The organism is Paenibacillus sp. FSL H7-0714 (genome assembly GCF_038003765.1).
In the GTDB taxonomy this organism is placed as follows: domain Bacteria; phylum Bacillota; class Bacilli; order Paenibacillales; family Paenibacillaceae; genus Paenibacillus_AQ.
Window position 1 is genome coordinate 23,149 of sequence record NZ_JBBOPT010000001.1, and the last position, 19,357, is coordinate 42,505.

The 19,357-nt window shown below is 45.9% G+C and carries 16 protein-coding genes, 3 rRNA genes and 1 riboswitch; of the genes, 17 read left to right on the forward strand and 2 right to left on the reverse strand.

Annotation, left to right across the window (positions count from 1 at the left end; all coding sequences use genetic code 11):
• The 5 genes from NST34_RS00095 to NST34_RS00115 all read left to right on the forward strand — a co-directional run bounded on the left by NST34_RS00095 (position 1) and on the right by NST34_RS00115 (position 7,186).
• Entirely contained in the window at positions 1-1,152 is a 1,152-nt protein-coding gene (locus tag NST34_RS00095; protein WP_341126919.1) for an amidohydrolase family protein, read from the forward strand.
• Positions 1,153-1,577: 425 nt separating this feature from the next.
• A 16S ribosomal RNA gene (locus NST34_RS00100) occupies positions 1,578-3,135 on the forward strand.
• 262 nt (positions 3,136-3,397) lie between these two features.
• Positions 3,398-6,326: ribosomal RNA gene (locus tag NST34_RS00105) — 23S ribosomal RNA — on the forward strand.
• Positions 6,327-6,400: 74 nt separating this feature from the next.
• A 5S ribosomal RNA gene (gene rrf, locus NST34_RS00110) occupies positions 6,401-6,517 on the forward strand.
• The 16S, 23S and 5S rRNA genes sit together here, the layout of an rRNA operon.
• A gap of 255 nt (positions 6,518-6,772) precedes the next feature.
• Positions 6,773-7,186, forward strand: coding sequence for a hypothetical protein (locus NST34_RS00115; RefSeq protein WP_076300968.1), 414 nt, complete (start codon positions 6,773-6,775; stop codon positions 7,184-7,186).
• Between the two features lie 72 nt (positions 7,187-7,258).
• Here the strand turns inward: NST34_RS00115 and NST34_RS00120 are convergent, their stop codons facing one another.
• Positions 7,259-7,783, reverse strand: a complete 525-nt coding sequence (locus tag NST34_RS00120; RefSeq protein ID WP_042183802.1) for a hypothetical protein — start codon at positions 7,781-7,783, stop codon at positions 7,259-7,261.
• A gap of 208 nt (positions 7,784-7,991) precedes the next feature.
• On the opposite strand from NST34_RS00120, the gene NST34_RS00125 reads away from it, so the two are divergent.
• The 10 genes from NST34_RS00125 to rsmI all read left to right on the forward strand — a co-directional run bounded on the left by NST34_RS00125 (position 7,992) and on the right by rsmI (position 15,706).
• The gene (locus NST34_RS00125) at positions 7,992-8,177 is read left to right on the forward strand and encodes a sigma factor G inhibitor Gin (protein ID WP_042123074.1); all 186 of its coding nucleotides are present in this window, start codon (positions 7,992-7,994) and stop codon (positions 8,175-8,177) included.
• A 208-nt stretch (positions 8,178-8,385) separates the two neighbouring features.
• Positions 8,386-9,927 (forward strand): aminotransferase class I/II-fold pyridoxal phosphate-dependent enzyme, encoded by a 1,542-nt coding sequence (locus tag NST34_RS00130; RefSeq protein WP_341126920.1) that lies wholly within the window; start codon positions 8,386-8,388, stop codon positions 9,925-9,927.
• The gene (gene tmk, locus NST34_RS00135) at positions 9,928-10,569 is read left to right on the forward strand and encodes a dTMP kinase (RefSeq protein ID WP_042183814.1); all 642 of its coding nucleotides are present in this window, start codon (positions 9,928-9,930) and stop codon (positions 10,567-10,569) included. It abuts the gene before it with no gap.
• 123 nt (positions 10,570-10,692) lie between these two features.
• Positions 10,693-11,022 (forward strand): cyclic-di-AMP receptor, encoded by a 330-nt coding sequence (locus NST34_RS00140; RefSeq protein WP_042183817.1) that lies wholly within the window; start codon positions 10,693-10,695, stop codon positions 11,020-11,022.
• Positions 11,023-11,071: 49 nt separating this feature from the next.
• Positions 11,072-11,515, forward strand: a complete 444-nt coding sequence (locus tag NST34_RS00145; RefSeq protein WP_042183820.1) for a YaaR family protein — start codon at positions 11,072-11,074, stop codon at positions 11,513-11,515.
• Between the two features lie 117 nt (positions 11,516-11,632).
• Entirely contained in the window at positions 11,633-12,607 is a 975-nt protein-coding gene (holB, locus tag NST34_RS00150) for a DNA polymerase III subunit delta' (protein ID WP_042123085.1), read from the forward strand.
• Between the two features lie 139 nt (positions 12,608-12,746).
• Complete coding sequence (locus NST34_RS00155) at positions 12,747-13,547, forward strand: PSP1 domain-containing protein (RefSeq protein ID WP_341126921.1); 801 nt, start codon at positions 12,747-12,749, stop codon at positions 13,545-13,547.
• 31 nt (positions 13,548-13,578) lie between these two features.
• Positions 13,579-13,944: a DNA replication initiation control protein YabA gene (gene yabA / locus NST34_RS00160; RefSeq protein ID WP_042123089.1), complete on the forward strand. Its 366-nt coding sequence runs from the start codon at positions 13,579-13,581 to the stop codon at positions 13,942-13,944.
• Between the two features lie 77 nt (positions 13,945-14,021).
• Entirely contained in the window at positions 14,022-14,795 is a 774-nt protein-coding gene (locus NST34_RS00165; protein ID WP_042183822.1) for a tRNA1(Val) (adenine(37)-N6)-methyltransferase, read from the forward strand.
• A complete protein-coding gene (gene rsmI / locus NST34_RS00170; RefSeq protein ID WP_341126922.1) occupies positions 14,792-15,706 on the forward strand; it encodes a 16S rRNA (cytidine(1402)-2'-O)-methyltransferase in 915 nt (304 codons plus the stop codon). Before NST34_RS00165 ends, rsmI begins: the two co-directional genes overlap by 4 nt.
• A 325-nt stretch (positions 15,707-16,031) precedes the next feature.
• Here the strand turns inward: rsmI and NST34_RS00175 are convergent, their stop codons facing one another.
• Complete coding sequence (locus tag NST34_RS00175) at positions 16,032-16,286, reverse strand: AbrB/MazE/SpoVT family DNA-binding domain-containing protein (RefSeq protein WP_042123095.1); 255 nt, start codon at positions 16,284-16,286, stop codon at positions 16,032-16,034.
• A 304-nt stretch (positions 16,287-16,590) separates the two neighbouring features.
• On the opposite strand from NST34_RS00175, the gene NST34_RS00180 reads away from it, so the two are divergent.
• Together NST34_RS00180 and NST34_RS00185 are read left to right on the forward strand one after the other, a co-directional pair.
• Positions 16,591-17,874, forward strand: a complete 1,284-nt coding sequence (locus NST34_RS00180; RefSeq protein WP_341126923.1) for an HD domain-containing protein — start codon at positions 16,591-16,593, stop codon at positions 17,872-17,874.
• Positions 17,875-17,985: 111 nt separating this feature from the next.
• Positions 17,986-18,756 carry a TatD family hydrolase gene (locus NST34_RS00185; protein ID WP_341126924.1) on the forward strand — a complete coding sequence of 257 codons (771 nt, stop codon included), beginning with the start codon at positions 17,986-17,988 and terminating at the stop codon, positions 18,754-18,756.
• Between the two features lie 197 nt (positions 18,757-18,953).
• Positions 18,954-19,183, forward strand: a riboswitch (cyclic di-AMP (ydaO/yuaA leader).
• Positions 19,184-19,357: the final 174 nt, after the last annotated feature.

Genomic DNA, 19,357 nt, shown 5'->3' on the forward strand with positions numbered 1-19,357 from the left:
ATGATTCACAAGCATCCAGAACTGCATACATTCAAGAATATTTATATAGCAGGTATCGAAGGCAAACGTTTTGATGTTGTGATCAAGGATGGTTATTTTTTATCTATAACTGAAATAGAGCCGCAACAAAATAATTTAACTCTTACAGGGACAGATCTATGGATTAGTCCAGGTATTATAGATCTTCATACGCATATGGCTTGGACAGACTTTGATCATGCGGACCAATTGAAGCGCGACTCCCAGCAGATCGAAGCCATGCAGGCACAGGCTTTTGAGGCTACTCTAAGGACAGGTGTAACGACTGTACGGGATGCAGGAGGAATTGTGCCAAGCACAGTGCAGCATCTTGTTCAGCAGTATCAGCAGCCTTTAAGAGTGCATACCAGCAGCGATATGCTTGGAGCAGCAGATGCCCGTGGACTTAAGCATTTGGAACAACGGATGGCGCAAATCTTTGCTACAGGAGCGGGCTGGGTAAAAATCATGGCCACAGGCGGTCTTGGGGCGCCCACCGAGAAAGTGGTTGATCCGATCTTTTCCGAAGAAGAGTTCGCATTCATTGTTCGTAATGCACATGCCCACGATAAAAAGGTACTTGTTCATACCTGGGGTGGAGTGACGATAGACTGGTCCATTGGGGCCGGCGTGGAATCTATAGAGCATGGGATGTTTCTAACTGAAGATCAGGCAGGGAGACTTGCTAATTCGGGAGTAGCTTTTGTACCTACTACATCCATCTATCGCATTGCCGCAGATCCGAAGGGCGTTCTAGCGTTGAACCCGATCATTTGCGAACGAGCCGCCCGCGCTTCTGAATCGCATTCCAAAGCCATTAATTATGCAAAAAGAGAGGGCGTTCGTATTGGATTCGGTACAGATTATGCTACACCCTCATTACATGGTTATAACCTTCAAGAACTGGATACGTTGATTGATTATGGCTTAACTCGTAGAGAAGCGTGGCAGTCAGCTACTAAAAGCGCTGCTGACATTCTAGGGAGCGGTAACGAGCTGGGGCAGATTGCAGAAGGTTTTATTGCAGATGCTGTTGTTTTCAATGTCGATCCATACCAGGCGTATAATGCAGAGATACTTCGAAACAGTATCGTTTCCGTAATTACTGGAGCGAAGGAAGCGAAATTAATTTAGATTCGTCTAAGCTATCTTCTAAAAACAACTGATATCTTTTTCAGTTGTTTTTCTTTTATATTATGGAATGTATATAAGGCAACGGTATATAAAGATAGAGTGTATTCATTAATACATGATTTATGGTATTTAATCTTTCTAAAAAAAGTGTTGCAATGAATCACTATACATGATATATTCTAAGTCCGGCCAAGAAACACACATGCCGAGCTCGAAAAAGAAGTTAAAAAAAGAGCTTGACATTAAATAGCCGAACATGATATAGTATAAGAGTTGCTGCTGAGACATTAAATGGCGCCAACGAGAACTTGATCTTTGAAAACTGAACAACGAGTGAGTAGGAAATCACGAAAGTGAAATCCAAAATTAGAGAATTAATTTTCTCGTCAGATGTTTCAAAATGAGCATATCGCTCTTTTCAATACTAATTGGAGAGTTTGATCCTGGCTCAGGACGAACGCTGGCGGCGTGCCTAATACATGCAAGTCGAGCGGAGTTATTTTGAAAGCTTGCTTTCAAAATAACTTAGCGGCGGACGGGTGAGTAACACGTAGGCAACCTGCCCCTTAGACTGGGATAACTACCGGAAACGGTAGCTAATACCGGATAATTTCTTTTTTCTCCTGAAGAAAGAATGAAAGACGGAGCAATCTGTCACTGAGGGATGGGCCTGCGGCGCATTAGCTAGTTGGTGGGGTAACGGCCCACCAAGGCGACGATGCGTAGCCGACCTGAGAGGGTGAACGGCCACACTGGGACTGAGACACGGCCCAGACTCCTACGGGAGGCAGCAGTAGGGAATCTTCCGCAATGGACGAAAGTCTGACGGAGCAACGCCGCGTGAGTGATGAAGGTTTTCGGATCGTAAAGCTCTGTTGCCAGGGAAGAACGTCCGGTAGAGTAACTGCTACCGGAGTGACGGTACCTGAGAAGAAAGCCCCGGCTAACTACGTGCCAGCAGCCGCGGTAATACGTAGGGGGCAAGCGTTGTCCGGAATTATTGGGCGTAAAGCGCGCGCAGGCGGTCATTTAAGTCTGGTGTTTAAACCTTGGGCTCAACCTGAGGTCGCACTGGAAACTGGGTGACTTGAGTACAGAAGAGGAAAGTGGAATTCCACGTGTAGCGGTGAAATGCGTAGATATGTGGAGGAACACCAGTGGCGAAGGCGACTTTCTGGGCTGTAACTGACGCTGAGGCGCGAAAGCGTGGGGAGCAAACAGGATTAGATACCCTGGTAGTCCACGCCGTAAACGATGAGTGCTAGGTGTTAGGGGTTTCGATACCCTTGGTGCCGAAGTTAACACAGTAAGCACTCCGCCTGGGGAGTACGGTCGCAAGACTGAAACTCAAAGGAATTGACGGGGACCCGCACAAGCAGTGGAGTATGTGGTTTAATTCGAAGCAACGCGAAGAACCTTACCAGGTCTTGACATCCCTCTGAATCCACTAGAGATAGTGGCGGCCTTCGGGACAGAGGAGACAGGTGGTGCATGGTTGTCGTCAGCTCGTGTCGTGAGATGTTGGGTTAAGTCCCGCAACGAGCGCAACCCTTAACTTTAGTTGCCAGCAAGTAATGTTGGGCACTCTAGAGTGACTGCCGGTGACAAACCGGAGGAAGGTGGGGATGACGTCAAATCATCATGCCCCTTATGACCTGGGCTACACACGTACTACAATGGCCGGTACAACGGGAAGCGAAACCGCGAGGTGAAGCCAATCCCATCAAAGCCGGTCTCAGTTCGGATTGCAGGCTGCAACTCGCCTGCATGAAGTCGGAATTGCTAGTAATCGCGGATCAGCATGCCGCGGTGAATACGTTCCCGGGTCTTGTACACACCGCCCGTCACACCACGAGAGTTTACAACACCCGAAGTCGGTGGGGTAACCCGCAAGGGAGCCAGCCGCCGAAGGTGGGGTAGATGATTGGGGTGAAGTCGTAACAAGGTAGCCGTATCGGAAGGTGCGGCTGGATCACCTCCTTTCTATGGAGAATCGTCTTCTGCAATGAAGACATTCAAATCGGAAGTTAAACTTCCAAAATCTCAGGTTTAGGCCTGTTACTCACTCGTTGCTCAGTTTTGAGAGTTTAAGCTCTCAGTAAGACTTGATCCTTGAAAACTGGATACCGAAACGAATTTGCGTTTTAGAACATCTTTTAGCAACTTGTGTAAACAAGTAAATGTTATTAGTGAGATGATTCCAAAGAGAATGTCATTATGTGATATTTTCCTGAGGAAAAATCAAGGTTAAGCTAATAAGAGCACACGGAGGATGCCTAGGCGCCAGGAGCCGACGAAGGACGTGGCGAACAACGAAACTGCCTCGGGGAGCTGTAAGCAAGCTTTGATCCGGGGGTGTCCGAATGGGGAAACCCAGCTGTGGTAATTCGCAGTTACTCATCTCTGAACACATAGGAGATGTAGAGGCAGACCAGGGGAACTGAAACATCTAAGTACCCTGAGGAAGAGAAAACAATAGTGATTCCGTCAGTAGCGGCGAGCGAACGCGGAACAGCCTAAACCTAAGAGCTTGCTCTTAGGGGTTGTGGGACGTCTCACATGGAGTTACAAAGGAATATGGTAGGTGAAGAGGTCTGGAAAGGCCCGCGATAGAGGTAAAAGCCCTGTAACCTAAACTGTGTTCTCTCCGAGACGGATCCCGAGTAGTGCGGGGCACGTGAAACCCCGTATGAATCCAGCAGGACCATCTGCTAAGGCTAAATACTACCTGGCGACCGATAGTGAAACAGTACCGTGAGGGAAAGGTGAAAAGCACCCCGGAAGGGGAGTGAAATAGAACCTGAAACCGTGTGCTTACAAAAAGTCAGAGCCCTATTAATGGGTGATGGCGTGCCTTTTGTAGAATGAACCGGCGAGTTACGTTTAACATGCAAGGTTAAGTCGAGAAGACGGAGCCGCAGCGAAAGCGAGTCTGAATAGGGCGATTGAGTATGTGGACGTAGACCCGAAACCGTGTGATCTACCCCTGTCCAGGGTGAAGGTGCGGTAACACGCACTGGAGGCCCGAACCCACGCATGTTGAAAAATGCGGGGATGAGGTGGGGGTAGCGGAGAAATTCCAATCGAACTCGGAGATAGCTGGTTCTCCCCGAAATAGCTTTAGGGCTAGCCTCGGTATAAGAGTAGTGGAGGTAGAGCACTGATTGGGTGCGGGGTCCGCAAGGATTACCAAGCTCAGTCAAACTCCGAATGCCATATACTTATTGCCGGGAGTCAGACAGTGAGTGCTAAGATCCATTGTCAAAAGGGAAACAGCCCAGACCATCAGCTAAGGTCCCCAAGTGTGTGTTAAGTGGGAAAGGATGTGGAGTTGCACAGACAACCAGGATGTTGGCTTAGAAGCAGCCACCATTGAAAGAGTGCGTAATAGCTCACTGGTCGAGTGACTCTGCGCCGAAAATGTAACGGGGCTAAACACACCACCGAAGCTATGGCTAGATACGTATGTATCTGGGGTAGGGGAGCGTTGTATGTGGGTTGAAGGTGTACCGTAAGGAGCGCTGGACAGCATACAAGTGAGAATGCCGGTATGAGTAACGAAAAGATCAGTGAGAATCTGATCCGCCGAAAGCCCAAGGTTTCCTGAGGAAGGCTCGTCCGCTCAGGGTAAGTCGGGACCTAAGGCGAGGCCGAAAGGCGTAGTCGAAGGACAACAGTTTGAAATTACTGTACCACCGTAATCCGCTATGAGCGATGGGGTGACGCAGGAGGGTAGTGACGCGGACTGATGGATATGTCCGTCTAAGCAGTGAGGCTGATGTGTAGGCAAATCCGCACATCGTTAAGGCTGGGCTGTGATGGGGAGCGAAAATTACAGTAGCGAAGGTCATGATCTCACACTGCCAAGAAAAGCCTCTAGCCAGGAGAAGGTGCCCGTACCGCAAACCGACACAGGTAGGCGAGAAGAGAATTCTAAGGCGCGCGGAAGAACTCTCGTTAAGGAACTCGGCAAAATGACCCCGTAACTTCGGGAGAAGGGGTGCCCCGGTAGTGTGAATAGCACGAGGGGGCCGCAGTGAAAAGGCCCAAGCGACTGTTTAGCAAAAACACAGGTCTGTGCGAAGCCGCAAGGCGAAGTATACGGGCTGACGCCTGCCCGGTGCTGGAAGGTTAAGGGGAGTGGTTAGGGGTAACCCGAAGCTATGAACCGAAGCCCCAGTAAACGGCGGCCGTAACTATAACGGTCCTAAGGTAGCGAAATTCCTTGTCAGGTAAATTCTGACCCGCACGAATGGCGTAACGACTTGGGCGCTGTCTCAACGAGAGATCCGGTGAAATTTTAATACCTGTGAAGATGCAGGTTACCCGCGACAAGACGGAAAGACCCCATGGAGCTTTACTGCAGCTTGATATTGAATTTGGGTACGATCTGTACAGGATAGGTGGGAGCCGTAGAAATCGGAGCGCAAGCTTCGGTGGAGGCGCCGTTGGGATACCACCCTGATCGTATCTAGGTTCTAACCTAGTACCCTAATCGGGTACGGGGACCGTGTCAGGCGGGCAGTTTGACTGGGGCGGTCGCCTCCTAAAGAGTAACGGAGGCGTTCCAAGGTTCCCTCAGAATGGTTGGAAATCATTCGAAGAGTGCAAAGGCATAAGGGAGCTTGACTGCGAGACCTACAAGTCGAGCAGGGACGAAAGTCGGACTTAGTGATCCGGTGGTACCGCATGGAAGGGCCATCGCTCAACGGATAAAAGCTACCCTGGGGATAACAGGCTTATCTCCCCCAAGAGTCCACATCGACGGGGAGGTTTGGCACCTCGATGTCGGCTCATCGCATCCTGGGGCTGAAGTAGGTCCCAAGGGTTGGGCTGTTCGCCCATTAAAGCGGTACGCGAGCTGGGTTCAGAACGTCGTGAGACAGTTCGGTCCCTATCTGTCGTGGGCGCAGGAAATTTGAGAGGAGCTGTCCTTAGTACGAGAGGACCGGGATGGACGTACCGCTGGTGCACCAGTTGTTTCGCCAGAAGCATGGCTGGGTAGCTACGTACGGACGGGATAAGCGCTGAAAGCATCTAAGCGTGAAGCCCCCCTCAAGATGAGATTTCCCAATTAGTAAGACCCCTTGAAGACGACGAGGTAGATAGGTTGGAGGTGGAAGTGCAGTAATGCATGGAGCTGACCAATACTAATCGGTCGAGGGCTTATCCTATACTTAGAACGCAAATTCAATTCGGATTCAGTTTTCAGGCGATTAAGTCTGAGCATTTACGCTGTAAATGCCCGTTTGGTGGCGATAGCGGAGGGGTTCCACGCGTACCCATCCCGAACACGACCGTTAAGCCCTCCAGCGCCGATGGTACTTGGACCGAAGGGTCCTGGGAGAGTAGGACGTTGCCAAGCAGATTAAGCCATTGTTGATAATATCAGCAGTGGCTTTTTTTCTTTTTTATTATGCAATTATTTAAGGCTAGTAATAACAGTAGAATAGGTTACTGTGGAATGACATTTTTGTTACCGACGCTGCGGTGGATACAAGTATAATAGAAAAGTGCTAATAGTTAGCAGATCTTTAATACGAAGGAACTACTCATAAATTCTAACTTTGAATTTTCTTGTGTCTTTAGATGCATTGTAGAGGTAGGGAGGATTTAAGGCATGAAACAATTAAAAATATTCAAGTTAATAATGATTTCTTGTATTTTAACTTTAATACTGGCAGGTTGCGGGGCTAAAGAACCTAAGTGGGATACTTTTGAGGGTGCACTGAATGAGAAAAGCTTCCCTGTCCCCCATGAGGCAAACTCACCAGACCAGACCACTACTAACGTTGCTATGGATTATGTACGTTATTCTTTACCTGGATTAAAGGAGAAGAATGGTATTCCGGATCCTTATTTGGAGGCTATTAAAGCCTGGGGATGGACAGAACAGGAAGATGATGATAGTGATTCTTCGGGCGTTTTTCTGAAGGATGGGTTAACGGTTCATTTAACAGTGCACGATGATTATTTTGTAGTGATGATTCCTAAAGAAAAGAAGACCTCCATTAAAGGCCTTAAGACGAAATAAAGAATCGCCATCCCTAAGGATGGCGGTTTATTTTTTAATACGTGAAAATAATATGAACTATACTGCTGCACTTTATTGAGAGTAATAGGATACATCGGTCGGATTGAATTTCAGCATGCCTCCCTGATCCTGTCGATTCAGTCTGAACAGAGTATAAAGACGAGGCAGTAGGAGCCATAAGTGGCAAGTGATCAGTGATACTGTAAATGCTGGCGGTGACCAGAAAATAAAGAGTGCTGCAATACAAAGACCGATATAGAAATTATGTAGCTGTACTTTACGGAATATACGGTAACTAATATGTTGATCAGGCATAAACCCTAACCAAGGCAGTTTAAATGAGACAGACCATCTTTTTGAAATGGGGTGTCCTGAGATTAAAAGAACTGAGCGTGAAATGACATATTGAACCCAGAAGGCTACAGGCGCTGCTATGATTATGTAAAGAATGCTCCACCAGGAAAGAAATACGGTTTCGAGCACAAGGACTAATAAGGGAAGCATAATATAAATAGGCAGCAGGCGTGCCGTTAGATTTACTTTTTTAATTAGTTTATATTGATAGAATGTAGCTGCACCTTTGGTAGTGGGTTCCATAGATTATAGTCTAACCTCCTCGTGAATTCGTATGTTCTTAATATCGGCGATTGGATGTATTTTATTAAACTGCGGCGAAAATTCACCGATATAACGGCAACGGAATATATATAATGCACGATACGAAGGATATGAAAAAACTATGAAAAGGTTTAAAATGATAGAAGGTGTATCATACTGTTCTTAAAAGAGTCAAGGTGGGATGGTTATGGAACAGCAAACCGGGCAAGCTTGTATCATTTGTGGACAGGTAAAAGAGGAAGGTATTGTGATTGTCTCGCATTTTATTTGTGAAGAATGTGAGGCTGAGATGATACGTACCGAGGCTGAAGATGCCAAGTACCGTTTTTTTATCGGCCGGATGAAGAAGATTGGATTGCAAAAGAACGCTTAAGTGAGTAACTCTGTTAAATGATGCAATTAAGAGAGCGGTCTGGATGAAAGATACGAAGGCTGCATTAGTGATATTCAATACACGGCTTCCTCGTTCTTCAGGCGGGAGGAGCCGTTTTGTTGTCCAAAGGGCTGCTTTTACACTGAAGCGTAGGCGTTTGCGAATATTTACGTTAAAATAGAAGGAACCCTATGGGAAGGAATTTAATATGAATAAATTACAACGTTGTAGGGCGCCTATATACGAAATGCTGGAACAATATAGAATTATGGGTAATAGATCTTATCATGTGCCAGGTCATAAGAATGGAGAGGCATATGATGGCGTTGAAGGCGCTGGCTTTTTAGATGAGGTAATGAAGTATGATGTTACGGAAATTTCCGGAACGGATGATCTTCATCATCCTGAGGGAGTTATCAAGGAAGCGCAAGAGTTGGCAGCAGATTGCTTTGGAGCAGAGGAAAGCTTTTTTCTGGTTGGAGGAAGCACAGCCGGCAATCTGGCTCTTATTCTAACCGCTTGTCCCGAGCCTGGAATGATTATGATTGTTCAACGCAATGTGCATAAGTCAGTCATTCATGGACTGATGTTGGCTGGAGTACATGCTGTTTTTCTGGAGCCTCTGATTGATCCACTCAGCGGCTTGGCAGTGGCGCCGGCGGCCGAAGCTGTTAAGGCTGCACTTGCAGCCTATCCTGAAGCCGCAGCTGTACTTGTTACCATGCCGAATTATTACGGCATGGGTAGTGATCTTGCGCCCCTCGCGAGTATTTGTCACGACAGCGGTGTACCGCTGCTTGTGGATGAGGCGCATGGGGCGCATTACGGGCAGCACCCGGCGCTGCCAGCCGGGGCACTTGCTTGTGGCGCGGACGGCGTCGTGCAGTCCACGCACAAGATGCTCACAGCGATGACCATGGGCGCTATGCTGCATGTTCAAGGGCCGCGGCTCGACCGCGCCCTGCTCCGGCAGCGGCTCGCCATGGTGCAGAGCTCCAGCCCATCATATCCTATGATGGCGTCGCTGGATCTTGCCCGGCGGCTGCTGCACAGCCGGGGCAAGGGTGCCTTCACGGCGGGGCTGGCCGCCGTGGACGTTCTGCGGCGCGGACTCGCGGAGCTGCCGCGCTACGGACTAGTGCAGCCGGCAGAGCCGCTGCACCCGAATACGCCGCCTGATTCTTTGGCGGCGTATGTGACACAGGACCCCTTTAAAGTCGTCATTTATGACGCCACCGGGGTCCTGAGCGGCTTCGAGCTGCAGCGCAAGCTCGAGGCAAAGGGCTGCGTGCCGGAGATGAGCGATGACCGGCACGTAGTGCTGCTGTTCAGCCTTGGATCGAAGGCTGGAGATGCAGATCATTTGCTGCAGGCGCTGCGGGAAATAGATTCGGAGGAACCTTCCGAATCACCGAACGCCCCCGACTTATCAGGCGCTCGCAATATTTCCACGTGGAACAATTTCCATCATTTACAAATCTCAGATCCTGTCCACTTCTCATTGAAGCCGGTGTCAGCGAATGAAATTGAAAGTATTGATCTTAAACATTGCGTGGGTAGAGTGGCGGCAGAGATGGTTATTCCCTATCCACCAGGCATCCCGGTATTATATCCGGGTGAAGTGATCACAGATCAGATCCAAAGAAGGCTGGCTGGTTTAGCCAAAGGAGGCGCCAAATTTCAGGCTTGTGCTGATCCGGTCTTGCAGCGTATTGAGGTATACAACATTCAGAAGGGCGGAGAAGCATAAGTGGGAAAAGAAGGTTTCTTCATAACATTAGAAGGGGGCGAAGGCTCCGGAAAAACAACGGTACTAGGTAGAGTAACGGCCTATTTACAGAACCGGTCCATGCCTTATCGAATTACCCGTGAACCGGGTGGCGTTGAGATTGCTGAGAAGATTCGTTCCATTATTCTAGATCCTGCCCATACAGCTATGGATGCGCGTACAGAGGCATTACTATACGCTGCATCAAGAAGCCAACATCTCGCCGAAGTCGTTGAACCCGCTCTTAGAGAAGGGCTTACTGTACTCTGTGACCGCTTTGTAGACAGCAGCCTCGTTTATCAAGGACATGCGAGAGGACTCGGAATAGAAGAGGTATGGAGTATTAATCGTTTTGCAATAGGGAACCGTATGCCAGATCTAACCTTTTATCTGGATGTAGACCCAGAGATAGGGTTGTCACGGATAGCAGCGAATCAAGAACGGGAAGTGAATCGTCTGGATCTGGAGAGCCTTTCTTTTCATAAGAAGGTCCGTGAAGGCTATCAATTATTAGCCCAGGCCAATCCGGACAGAATAGTAGTTCTGGATGCTAATCGCCCCATTCATATGGTAGAACAAGATATCGTGAGAACTCTTGAAGAGAGAGTATTAAAGGGTTTTTAGGGTGTTTTGTCTAATATACTAAGAGAAGTGACATATAATTAGGCGTGTGCTTATGAAGTAAGGGTTACTACGAGTAACTCTAAGTAGTAATACACCATAAAAGTATTGGGAGGGAATGCGAAGATGAAGTTGATCATTGCAATTATCCAGGATAAAGACAGTAACCGGTTGTCCAGCGAGCTAGTCAAAGCCAATTTCCGTGCTACTAAACTTGCAAGTACAGGTGGATTTCTACGAGCGGGGAATACGACATTTATGATCGGGGTAGAAGACAGTCAGATTGAATCCGTATTGACCGTAATCCGAAACAGCTGTAAAGTGCGTGAGCAGTTAGTCACTCCTGTAACACCGATGAGTGGAACAACGGATTCGTATTTGCCACTTCCTGTTGAGGTACAGGTGGGTGGAGCTACTGTATTCGTACTTCCTGTAGATCGTTTTGAACATTATTAAGTATAATATAGATTAGCAAGCCATTTATAAAAAGGGCGGTAGATAACCTTTGAAGATCAATCCGGGGTATAGGCCCTTGAAGAGTGAGATGCCAAATGCAGAAGGGGCTAACAAACCCGTTCAGCAAAAAACGTTCTCTGATGTTTTTCAGCAGCAAAGTGAGCAGAAAACCAAAGATGAACTAAATCGCCAGATCAAAGAAATACAGTCTCAAGGCGATCGTTTATCTAAGTCTATGACGATTCGTGAGCTTACCATCTACCGGATGATGATCAAAAGATTTCTGGAGGAAACGGCTCGAAGAGGCGTCATTCTGAAGGAAACACGCGGATGGGATCGACGTGGACGTGGCAAGCGTTACAAGCTGCTTGAGGAAATTGATTCGGCTTTGCTATCAATGGCAGATGATTTGCTGAATAGTGAGCAAGGCCGGATCGATCTGTTAGGACGCGTTGGAGAAATCCGTGGGTTGTTAATCAACCTTTCTTTTTAAAATATAAGAAAGTATATGCTTTACACTATACTTTAGCCTTATATTTCTCGATTAAACACTTACCGCCCTTATAAGGACGCTAAAGGCGTTTATGTTTGAAAGTTTTGGGAGGAAATTATGCCTTTTCATGATATAGTAGGCCAGGAGAACGCCAAGCGGCTACTCCAAAATGCCTTGCGCAAAGAAGCTGTGAGTCATGCTTATTTATTTACAGGGCCGGCAGGCAGTGGACAAATGAAAACGGCGCTGATGTTTGCCCAAGCTATATTTTGTACCCAGAGCAAGGACGATGCCTGTGGGGAATGCCTGGAGTGCCGCAAAGTAGAGCATGGAAACCACCCTGATTTGTCACTGCTGCAGCCAGATGGAGCAAGTATTAAAATAGATCAAATCCGTGAGCTGCAGCGCGTCTTTTCCTATCGGTCAGAGGGTGTGAATCCGAAAGTTTATATTATAGATGGAGCAGACAAAATGACGGTACAAGCTGCCAATAGTCTGCTGAAATTTCTGGAGGAACCACCAGCTCCGGCTGTTGGAATCTTAATTTCTGATAATAGCCGTTCCTTATTGCCAACAATTCAGTCGCGGACTCAGCGGATTCCATTTAGTCCGTTAAACCCGGATATTATGCTCCAAGCTCTGGCAAGTGAGGGCGTTCCCATACCCTTAGCTCGATGTGCAGTATCACTTAGTTCAGGACTTGATGGTTGCAGGAAACTTTTGGAACAGAATTGGTTTGCAGAAATGAGAAATGTAATGTTACAATTAGCTAAGGAGTCCTTAGGCAAGGGCAGCTCCGCTGTAGCAACTGCTGGGCAGAAGCTGTTCAAGACCGGACTCGCTGAACATTTGGATATCTTCTTCAGCATGTTCCATCTGTGGTTTAAAGATATGCTTTACTTCCTGTATCGTAAGCATGAGAGTATCGTTTTCATAGATCAGTTAGACTTTATTTCCAGGCATGCCCGTGAGCGGAGTGCGGAACAATGGGTGGCTTATATGGGATTTGCTGCAGAGAGCACTAAGAAGCTGCGATCCAATGCCAATGCCCAGTTGTGTCTGGAGCAGTTTTTAATCCGACTGGAAAGTTAAAGGATTAGTTATGATATATCCTCCGGATGTCGCTTTACCTGGAAATATCGTTTTAACAGACGAGGAAGGACAAGCATGGATCATCAGGGAGCGGACATGCCCATAGGTTCCTTTTACCGGCAAACAAGGGGGTTAATTTTTGTACAGCGTAGTAGGTGTCCGTTTTAAAAAAGCGGGTAAAATATATTATTTCGATCCACTTGATTTTCCGATTGAACGGGATCAATATGTTATTGTGGAGACAGCACGTGGGGTTGAATACGGTAAAGTTGTCGTAGGCAAAAAAGAGGTGGAAGAATCCGATGTAGTTTTGCCCCTCAAAAAAGTGATGCGTATTGCCGGAGAAACCGACGCACGCGTAGTTGAAGAGAACAAAGGGGCCGCTAAAGAGGCTTTTACCACCTGTTTAAATAAAATACGCGACCATGGTCTCAAAATGAAGCTCGTCGATGTAGAGTTTACTTTTGACCGTAATAAGATTATATTTTACTTTACGGCCGAAGGACGGGTCGACTTTAGAGAATTGGTTAAAGATCTAGCAAGTATTTTCCGGACCCGCATTGAGCTACGGCAAATTGGGGTGCGTGATGAGGCTAAAATGCTAGGTGGACTTGGACCTTGTGGGCGAGTACTTTGTTGTTCATCTTGGTTAGGGGATTTTGAACCCGTATCCATTAAAATGGCGAAGGATCAGAACCTGTCACTTAATCCGACGAAGATTTCAGGACTTTGTGGACGTCTGATGTGTTGTTTGAAATTTGAGCATGACAATTATGAGAGTGTAAAGGAAGAAATGCCAGCGGTCGGCAAGATTGTCGTGACCTCATTGGGTGATGGCAAAGTAGTAGGACTTAATGCCAGAAGCCGTACGGTTCATGTACAGTTGTTTGAAGTGGGCAAAGTTAAGGAACTTCCAATGGATGATGTTGTCGTCAAGTAAACCATTATAAGGTTACTTTCGGGGTGGAAACTTGGAGAAGAAAAATATATTTGCACACATGCAGGATATGGAAGCACAGATGGAAACGATGCGCGCCAATCTTGGAGAATGGAAACAGACGGTAAAAGAACTGATGGAAGCTAATCAGAGGTTAACTCTGGAGAATGAACAGCTTCGCAAAATTTTAAAGCGGGATGCACCTTTGGATCCTACCGTAGATTCTGCGGAGGCGGAAGCTCTTTTAGCTGCCGGAGAGGGAACAGAAGAGGTTGTCGGGGAAGGTTATGACAACTTGGCCCGGCTTTACCATGAAGGCTTTCACATCTGTAATGTTTATTTTGGACATTTACGCACGGAAGGTGATTGTCTGTTCTGTCTTTCTTTTCTTAATAAATGAGGATATCCAGCCGTAGGAGATTGATCCTACGGTTTTTTTTGAATTTTAGCTCAACAAAACATTTAGGAGATTACTACATGACAAATTCTTTTAACGATATATCTGTTCCTTTGTTGCCGACGGAGCGGGTGGATGATTTATTAACGCATGACTTGCGAATTATTCAAAGTGACGAAGTATTTAGCTTTTCTATGGATGCTGTACTGCTTGCGCGTTTCGCCAGCGTTCCACCTCGTGGGAGAGTCCTGGATCTTTGTACTGGGAATGGTGTAATTCCTATTTTGATGACGACCCGAACTAAAGCTTCTATAGAAGGGATTGAAATTCAGCCCCGTTTAGCGGATATGGCTCGACGTAGCGTGGCTCTAAATGGGCTTCAGGATCAGGTTGTGATCCATGAAGGCGATTTACGTGAGTTATATAAAGTAGCAGGACATGGCGTATATGATGCAATAACAGTCAATCCTCCTTATATGCCGCTTAACGGCAGTGACCTCAAGCTGAACACTCATCAGGCTATGGCTCGTCATGAAATCGGGTGTACGCTGGAGGAGGTCATTCAAGCCTGTGTGAGACTGGTTCGCACCGGTGGAAAGGTAAGTATGGTTCACAAGCCACAACGATTGGTCGATATTATTAGTCTTATGAGAAAATATAGGCTCGAGCCTAAGATTATTCGCTTTGTACATCCACGTGCGCATCTGGAAGCTAATATGGTATTAATTGAAGCGATACGTGATGGTAAGCCGGAGGTTCGTTTACATCCACCACTCATTGTATATAATGAGGACAATCAATACTGTCCAGAAATTATGGACATCTACTATGGTGCTAAAGAGGGTAAATCATGACGATATCATGCCAAAGCAGTTTTCAGAACAATAACAATACACATAAGCAGGAATCAACCGGTTCACTCTTTTTGGTGGCAACACCCATCGGTAATTTAGAGGATATGACTTATCGTGCTGTCCGCACATTGCAGGAATGCGATATTATTGCAGCTGAGGATACAAGACAAACTCGGAAATTGTTGAGCCATTTTGAAATTACACCCTCTATGCTGTTCAGTTATCATGAGCATAATAAGGCTGCCAGTGGACCTGAACTTATCCGCTATATAATAGAAGGAAAAAATTTGGCACTCGTCAGCGATGCCGGCTTGCCAGCCATTTCCGACCCTGGTGCAGACCTTGTAGCCCTTGCCATAAGTCACGGTATACCAGTAATTCCTATACCCGGAGCTAACGCAGCTTTGTCAGCATTAATTGCCTCTGGTCTGCCTACGACTACGTTCACTTTTATCGGCTTCTTACCTCGAGAACGTAAAGATATCCGTGCGGTATTAAGTCCACTTCGTTCGGCGCAAGGGACTATACTGTTCTACGAATCTCCACATCGCGTGGTGAAGACACTGGCTCATCTCCATGAAGCATTTGGTAATCGGCGAATTGTGCTTGCTCGTGAACTGACGAAGAGATATGAGGAGTTCCTACGTGGGACGATCGAGGAATGTGCGGATTGGCTCGCTGAACATCCACCGCTTGGTGAGTATGTTATCGTCGTTGAAGGCGAGAGCAAGGAAGATGCTGAAATGGCGGAATCGGCTTGGTGGCGCCAGCTAAGTATTGAAGAACATGTTGCTCATTACGAAGCAGCAGATATGCCGCGTAAAGAAGCTATGAAAAAAGCAGCCTCTGATCGTGGTGTGTCAAAGCGGGATATTTATAACGCACTTCTGGATAAAGCGGAGCAGCAGTAAGTGTCATTGACGGATTCTAATTCTAAGAGGCTAACAAGGTGCGGAGGGGTATTACGAAGCTGACGAGATTCTAGCCTGAAGGTGGTTCCCAAAAGGAAGCCCAATATAGACCAGATCATGGTAAAAACTCGTTTTACTTCCTGCTCTCACCGCATTACCCATCATTATTAGGTGTCATGGGGGAGTAAATCCTTATAGACACCTTTTGGGGCGGGAAACACAGGTGATTGCAGAAAAAAAATACCTCCCGCGGTCACGGGAGGTCAAGGAGATATGAAAAGGTTAGAATTAACAATTTGATTAGTTCTATTATATACTATTTATTTTAGTTTGTCACAGGGGTAGGGATAGTAGAAATGCATTCATGACAAACTATTTTTCCTTTGAAGTAAGTTACGTTCTCAGCGTTGCCGCAGAAAATGCAGGCAGGCTCATATTTCTTAAGCATAATGCGCTCACCATCAACGTAAATTTCAAGTGCGTCTTTTTCACCAATGCCAAGAGTACGGCGCAATTCAATGGGAATAACTACCCGTCCAAGTTCGTCTACTTTTCTTACAATTCCTGTTGATTTCATCATAACAATCGTTACTCCTCTCAATGTTCCAAAAACGTCATTATTCGACATTGTTCACTGTTTTATGATATTTATAATACCAACGATTCCCAAAACAGTCAACCTTTTTTCATCTGTTAAATAAGTGCTTTTTCACGAAAACTTTGAATTCCCTATAACAATCACGAATTCTAAAAAAAGTGAAAAAATAAACTTTGTCGATTTACCAAGACTAAAAACGTCACTATTCGACAAAGTACGACATAATTACTTATTATATACTTATATTGGTTAAAATCATATTAAATTTAATAAAGGAGTTGATCTCATGAAGCAGCTGCTCACAGAAGAAAAGGTTTTCAAAGATCCGGTTCACAATTATATCCACGTGCAGGATACTATTATTTGGCGACTAATAAATACAAAGGAATTTCAGCGTTTACGCCGAATTCGCCAGCTGGGTACCTCGTATCTTACTTTTCATGGCGCAGAGCATAGTCGATTTTCTCATTCCCTAGGGGTTTACGAAATTACACGTAGAATTATTTCGCAATTTGAACGAAGCGGGTATAAAGATTGGATTCCTGAAGAAAGTCTGCTCACCTTGTGTGCGGCCTTGCTGCATGATCTGGGACATGGTCCATTTTCCCATTCTATAGAAGAAGCTTTTGAAATGAATCATGAGGATTGGACTTGTCGAATTATTCTGGAGGACACAGAGATTACTGAGATCTTGCGTGATGTGGAGGAGGATTTTCCTCGTAAAGTAGCCTCTGTAATCGCTAAAACTTATGAGCATGAAATTGTTGTAAATCTGGTTTCCAGTCCGCTAGATGCCGATCGCATGGATTATTTGCTGCGTGATGCGTACTATACAGGTGTAAACTATGGGACGATCGACATTGATCGGATTTTAAGAATGCTGCGTCCTTATAATGGTCGAATTGTTGTAAAAGAATCGGGAATGCATGCCATTGAAGATTATTTAATGTCGCGTTATCAAATGTACTGGCAAGTCTATTTTCATCCGGTGACACGTAGCTCAGAGATTATTTTGCGACAAATTTTCCGTAGAGCCAAGGAGCTTTTCCAAGAGGGGTACAATTTTAGTTTCATGATTAATCCGCTGGAGGATTTGTTCCGTGGTGAGGTGACAGTGAAGCAATATTTAATGCTAGATGAAGCACTGGTACAGACGGCTTTTATGCAGTGGACACTTGAGAAAGATGAGCTACTAAGTGACTTGTGTACCCGTTTTATTCATCGTAAACTGTATAAATATGTTGAGGTGGAGAATCTCGATACAGATATGATTACTGAAATTCGCAGCAGTTTTGCGGCAGCCGGACTTCACCCAGAATATGATTTGGAGATTGATTTTCCGACAGATCTGCCCTATGATGTGTTCCGTCCGGGAGAAGCTTTTGACAATAAACAAATTCTGCTGCTTGATCGGCATGATCATCTGCGGGAAATTTCAGAGGTGTCGGATATTGTGCGTTCTATTAGCGGCATTCACCGTGGCAGATATCATCTTTATTTTCCTCAGGATAAGTTGAGAAATGCGCTTACGCGATTGCCTGCTTCTATTGCAGAGATTTTTGCAAAATAATACAAGAAAATATGGGATTTATGACAAGAAGAGTAGAAATATAAGATATAACGGATAGCGTGAAACTTATATTGTCTTATATTTAAAAAAGAACAAGGAGTGAGGGTTAAAATGTTTCTGTTTGACACACATACGCATCTGGATGCACCTCAATTCGACGAGGATCGCGAAGAAGTTATCGTTCGTGCTGTAGAAGCAGGAGTTAGCAAGATGATTAATATCGGATTTAATCGGGAGACGATTCCCTCAACGATGAAGCTGGCGGAATCTTATGATTATATTTATGCGGCAGTGGGTTGGCATCCTCAGGATGCGATTGATATGAAAGAAGGAGATCTCGATTGGATCGCTTCTCTATGCAGTCATAAAAAAGTAGTGGCTATTGGTGAAATCGGACTGGATTATTACTGGGATACTTCTCCCAAGGATGTGCAACATGAAGTTTTTCGCAAGCAAATTGGACTAGCCCGTGAACTAAATATGCCGATTTGTATTCATGATCGTGATGCCCATGAGGATGTTGTACGGATTTTACGGGAGGAAAAGGCAAATGAGGTTGGAGGCGTGATGCACTCGTTCTCAGGAAGCTGGGAAACAGCTAAAATGTGCTTGAATCTTGGTTTTCATTTATCCTTTGGAGGACCCATTACGTTCAAAAATGCAAGAGTGCCAAAAGAAGTGCTTGCGCAGACCCCACTAGACCGATTATTGATCGAAACCGATGCTCCATATTTGACTCCACACCCCTTTCGCGGGAAGCGAAATGAGAGCGCTCATGTGAAGCTGGTAGCAGAGGCAGCAGCTGAAATTAAAGGGTTAACATGGGAAGAATTGGCTAAAATAACGTATGCGAACGCACTGGAACGATTTGGGATTGAGTGAAAACGGGAGCAAAACAGGCGAAAAATAGAGAATGGCCGATATATTAAACTTTTTTAATATAAAAACGGCTGAATATTACAATATTTTAACCATATTTTTGCGTAAACGTGGTTGAATCGTCCTTTACAACATGCATCAAAACAGGATATCATCTTTTCAGTGATGTGAGCTGTGTTATAGTGACAGCCATTGATTCATGGATCGTCTCGCTGAGTCTCCGTATGGAGAACGGGGGAACCAATATTGACCTGCCGCATGCCTGTATTTTAAATACGGTTTAGACGTGCCGTAGGACAGTATTTGATTTCTTCACGTGGTCTTTGGGGTGAATTTAAGGGCAACCGCCATGAGCGGGTGACCTGAAATAGGGCGTCTCTCTTTCGTCCGAACCCGACAGCTAACCCCGTAAGCGCAAGTAAGAGAGGCAACCTCGTGCACAAGCATTCTCTATTCTGATATTGGAGAAGCCACGAAAGAGTCCTCAGTTGAACTCTTTTTAGGCTTTTTTATTTTTGAATAAATAGAATGTTGCCCACATACTGTTATATAACAGAGGTGGGAGTAGCTGTGCCGAGCAGGCGATCCATGAGCAGGAGACGCT

Excerpts from the sequence above, each read along its gene's own strand:
- NST34_RS00095 (WP_341126919.1), top strand. The coding sequence starts at position 1 with ATGATTCACAAGCATCCAGAACTGCATACATTCAAGAATATTTATATA.
- NST34_RS00115 (WP_076300968.1), top strand. The coding sequence starts at position 6,773 with ATGAAACAATTAAAAATATTCAAGTTAATAATGATTTCTTGTATTTTA.
- NST34_RS00120 (WP_042183802.1), bottom strand. The coding sequence starts at position 7,783 with ATGGAACCCACTACCAAAGGTGCAGCTACATTCTATCAATATAAACTA.
- NST34_RS00125 (WP_042123074.1), top strand. The coding sequence starts at position 7,992 with ATGGAACAGCAAACCGGGCAAGCTTGTATCATTTGTGGACAGGTAAAA.
- NST34_RS00130 (WP_341126920.1), top strand. The coding sequence starts at position 8,386 with ATGAATAAATTACAACGTTGTAGGGCGCCTATATACGAAATGCTGGAA.
- NST34_RS00140 (WP_042183817.1), top strand. The coding sequence starts at position 10,693 with ATGAAGTTGATCATTGCAATTATCCAGGATAAAGACAGTAACCGGTTG.
- holB (WP_042123085.1), top strand. The coding sequence starts at position 11,633 with ATGCCTTTTCATGATATAGTAGGCCAGGAGAACGCCAAGCGGCTACTC.
- NST34_RS00165 (WP_042183822.1), top strand. The coding sequence starts at position 14,022 with ATGACAAATTCTTTTAACGATATATCTGTTCCTTTGTTGCCGACGGAG.
- rsmI (WP_341126922.1), top strand. The coding sequence starts at position 14,792 with ATGACGATATCATGCCAAAGCAGTTTTCAGAACAATAACAATACACAT.
- NST34_RS00175 (WP_042123095.1), bottom strand. The coding sequence starts at position 16,286 with ATGATGAAATCAACAGGAATTGTAAGAAAAGTAGACGAACTTGGACGG.
- NST34_RS00180 (WP_341126923.1), top strand. The coding sequence starts at position 16,591 with ATGAAGCAGCTGCTCACAGAAGAAAAGGTTTTCAAAGATCCGGTTCAC.
- NST34_RS00185 (WP_341126924.1), top strand. The coding sequence starts at position 17,986 with ATGTTTCTGTTTGACACACATACGCATCTGGATGCACCTCAATTCGAC.